This window comes from Calderihabitans maritimus, from assembly GCF_002207765.1.
Lineage (GTDB): Bacteria > Bacillota > KKC1 > Calderihabitantales > Calderihabitantaceae > Calderihabitans > Calderihabitans maritimus.
Genome location: NZ_BDGJ01000139.1, coordinates 1 through 3,575, shown reverse-complemented (window position 1 = coordinate 3,575; position 3,575 = coordinate 1). Strand labels below are relative to the sequence as shown.

Annotated in this window: 6 protein-coding genes; 1 reads left to right on the top strand and 5 read right to left on the bottom strand. The window is 48.8% G+C overall.

The window, feature by feature from the left end:
* The first annotated feature begins 276 nt into the window (after positions 1-276).
* Positions 277-465, top strand: a complete 189-nt coding sequence (locus tag KKC1_RS11320; RefSeq protein WP_088554559.1) for an H-type small acid-soluble spore protein — start codon at positions 277-279, stop codon at positions 463-465.
* A 442-nt stretch (positions 466-907) separates the two neighbouring features.
* Here KKC1_RS11320 and KKC1_RS11310 read toward each other — a convergent pair whose 3' ends face one another.
* The 5 genes from KKC1_RS11310 to KKC1_RS11290 form a co-directional block, all read right to left on the bottom strand.
* On the bottom strand, positions 908-1,135 hold the full coding sequence (locus tag KKC1_RS11310) for a hypothetical protein (RefSeq protein ID WP_088554557.1): 228 nt from the start codon (positions 1,133-1,135) through the stop codon (positions 908-910).
* A 111-nt stretch (positions 1,136-1,246) separates the two neighbouring features.
* Positions 1,247-1,591, bottom strand: coding sequence for an EamA family transporter (locus tag KKC1_RS11305; RefSeq protein ID WP_088554556.1), 345 nt, complete (start codon positions 1,589-1,591; stop codon positions 1,247-1,249).
* On the bottom strand, positions 1,588-1,956 hold the full coding sequence (locus tag KKC1_RS11300) for a DUF2304 domain-containing protein (RefSeq protein WP_088554555.1): 369 nt from the start codon (positions 1,954-1,956) through the stop codon (positions 1,588-1,590). Before KKC1_RS11300 ends, KKC1_RS11305 begins: the two co-directional genes overlap by 4 nt.
* Positions 1,953-2,681, bottom strand: coding sequence for a glycosyltransferase family 2 protein (locus tag KKC1_RS11295; protein WP_088554554.1), 729 nt, complete (start codon positions 2,679-2,681; stop codon positions 1,953-1,955). The genes KKC1_RS11300 and KKC1_RS11295 overlap by 4 nt, the downstream gene beginning before the upstream one ends.
* A gap of 22 nt (positions 2,682-2,703) precedes the next feature.
* A partial coding sequence (locus tag KKC1_RS11290) for a glycosyltransferase family 39 protein (RefSeq protein WP_088554553.1) occupies positions 2,704-3,575 on the bottom strand: 872 nt, incomplete at its 5' end.

Here is a 3,575-nt window from a genome sequence, read left to right as displayed (position 1 = left end):
ATAAGAAGAGCAGCAGTAATGTACGGTCCGGCATCCTTCTCGTGGTGGGTCGGGATGGGAAACATACTACCAAGAACCCCACCAGGCACGACAGAGCCATAAAGAGACCGTACCACCGGACAGCAATGGGACCAAGTTTGAAAACGTAAGGATTGAGGTCGAGCAGCACATAAATTCCTCCCGGTTTCTACTTATATACCTATTTTTTCCATTTATATAAATTTAATGCTTGTATTATGCTAATTATAAAATTGCGGTTGGAAAGGAGCAAAGGTTATGGACTTCAAAAGAGCCCAGGAGATAATAAATTCTCCAGAAACCTATGAAGTTTTTTATAAAGGAAAGCCGGTTTGGATTAATGCTCTTGACCCGGACCACGAAACCGCTGAGGTTGAAGTATTCGGCGAGGGGCCGTCAATCAGTGTGCCTGTGGAGGAGCTCGAGGAAGGTGAAATCAGACACTGAAGCACCCGGAAGCTGGGTGCTTTTCTATCATGTGGGTATTTCGCTACCACTATGTTCTAAAATAATAGTTTCAATAATAATTATAGCTTAAAATTACCATCATATGTAAATAATTACAGTTAGTTACTACCATATTTTTACTGGAGATGGTATAATTGAAAAAAAAGAAAAGAACTCATAAGATAAGAGGAAAGAAGGTGATACACATGAATGTAGTGCTAGATAAAACGTCTTTAAGGCGTGCAAGACTACTTCGGGCCAAAGAGCTGTCTACACGTATTACTAGAAAGGCCAGGGCCGCTAAACTGACATACGAAAAAATTGAGAAGGATGTCACGGAGATTCTTGAAAGCATCAAACGTGATCGTACCGGTCGTAATTGATACCAATGTGTTCATCCACGTCCTTCATGAGGCAATCTTTGGTCAGCCTTTTCAATTGCTCACCCATTCCACCGATACCTCCGGGGTCCGATTTTTTCGATCCTACCGCTGGCCAGGGCCTGGTCCCAGCGGTGCCTGTCCAGCAAAAAGAGAATATATTCCTCCTCCGGGTCGCGGGGTCGGGAGGAGCGAAGGGGCTTATCGATCCCTGCTACCCACTTAGTGTAAAGATTTAACGATTTCTTACGCAATTTTTCAATGTAACTGTTATACTCAATCTTACGCAAGTTTACCCAACTCCTTAAAGCCGGCCACTCTTAACTTAAACTATACCACACCAGTACTAATTTCAAAACTGGATTTTAATAATTTTTGCCATTTTTTGTAACGCGACTGTCTTATCCCCTGACTACCAGATAAACTCCGACAACTATCAATAAGACACCCGCCCACCGAACCGGCGGTACCGTCTCGCCGAACAGAAACAGACCGGCCAGCACTCCGAATACATAAGCCAGGCTCTGAACGGGGTAAATGAAGCTCAGGCTGGCCCGGGAAAGGAGGTAAAACCACAGGAAAAGGGAAAGAACATAAATACCTATTCCTGCCAGTACCGCTGGCGAGGAAAAAACAGGCCAAACATTGGTCCAGGAAAATTCCCCGGCACGGTTAAGACCTAATTTCCAAAATATCTGCCCGGTAACCAGAAGTAGGGCGTTCAATACCGCCAAGACCAGGATCACTCAGCCTTCCCCCTTTTCTTCCCTTTGATCTCTTCCAGTTCGAAACGCAAGAGCGCCACATGCTGAGCCAGCTCTTTATTCTTTTCCTGGAGATCGGATACCTGAACGGACAGGAAAAGAAGCATTATCAGCATAAAAAGGTTGGCGAAAAAAAAGAGAACCGAAGGGGGATAAGAAACTCCCAAAGCCCGGGCCGCCCGGTCCAGAATGCCGGGAAGCAGGGCAAGGAGAAATATAACCGCTCCACTGCCGAACCAGAGCAGAAAATATTTTTCTTCCAGGCGTCTTTTCAGCACCAGGCGGAAGATAAAAATTCCTAAACTGAGGCCGATGGCAGCAGCAAGCAAGTGAAAACGTGGATTCACGGCTCATCCCTCAGTTGATCAGGTGTCTGGCGCAGGGAAGCTACAAGCATACTTACAAGCATTTTAAATACATAAATAACAACCTTCCAGCCGGAGTGCATGCTCTTCCCTCTCCTGCGCTGTTTCATACGCACCGGCACTTCCGTAATTTTAATTCCAGCCCGTTTCATATAGATGAGAACGTTGGCATCGGGAAAATCCCGGGGAAAATTATCCTTTTGGGCATAGTAAGCGAAGACTTTCCGGCTGAGCAGTTGAAATCCGGAAGTGGGATCTGTTATCCGTTGCCCGGCGAGCCGCCAGGTTAGCCACCGCAGCAAAGTAACCCCGGTCCGGCGGATAAATCCCATGGCGTAAGGCGCCTCGTCCAGGAAACGAGAACCGATGACCAGGTCAGCACCCTCTTCCACCCTCGCCCGCATGAGCTTTTCAATTTCTCTCGCGTCGTGCTGCCCGTCCCCGTCAAATTGAATCACATGATCATAGTTGTGGCAGAGAGCATATTTAAATCCCGTCTGCAGGGCGGCTCCGTACCTGAGATTGTAGGGAAGAGTAATTACCTTTTCACCCATTTCCCGCACCACTGCCTCCGTTGTATCGTGAGACCCGTCGTTGATGACGATGCGGTCCAGGTGGGGCATTTGAGTGCGCAGATCTTCCAAAACACTGCCGATATTTTGCCCTTCGTTGTAGGCAGGGATGACCACCAGGTAGCGCCCGCTCATCTTATCACCTTAAAACAGGACCTCAGAACCCCATGGCTCTCTTTGGAAGACCGGTCAGAAACCCTATCGCCTTGACGGCCAGGTAGGCGGCAAATACAAATATGACCGGAGTAGCCGGCAGGGCGAACCGCGGAATGGCCAGAAAGACTGCGTGTACCGCCGTGAAGTACAAAAGAACCATGGCCAAAGGGCCGGAATAAAGCCGTGGTCCCAGAAACATGCTCAACAAAATTCCTGCTAGCGCCAGGCGCAACAGCCAGCGGTGAAATTTGTCAATATCTTCACGGGGAATGCGGCCAAAAGTGCCGGTGTAGGTATAGTTCCACAAGTGCTTCGGTTTTTCGATCAGGTAATGCCGCCAAAAGGAACTGAAATCGTTCTTTAACCAGGCGGCAGCCCGTTTCATTCCCAGGGCGAAACGGAGCTCATTGGTTTCCAGTTCGTCTCTTCCTACGGGCCAACTGGCGCGAATCTCCCGGTGATGTTTACCGAATTCCTGATAAGGGTAGGTGCCCTGGAGAAATATCCAGCCGGATTCCGTAGAAAAGGGTACGAACCGGTGGAATTCCCGGTAGTTTCTGACCCACCAGGGGGACATCACCAAGGCCATAGCCAGCAGGGTTAAGGCAGTCTTTTTAAGTATCTCTTTCCGGGGCACTTGAGGGTCTACCAGGAAATAGCCCAGCACGGCCAAAGGAAACAATGCGGCGGAGGGCCGGACCAGGGAGGCCATACCCAGAACGGCACCGGAAAGAAAACTCAACCCCCTCCGTTTGTTTCCCAGAGCTTGCAGGGCAGTAAACAGGTAGAGGGTCAATAGGAAAGTAAATAGACCTTCGGTCAGTATCATCCCGTTGATCCAAATCAAAGGCGGGTATATACCCGCCAACGCGG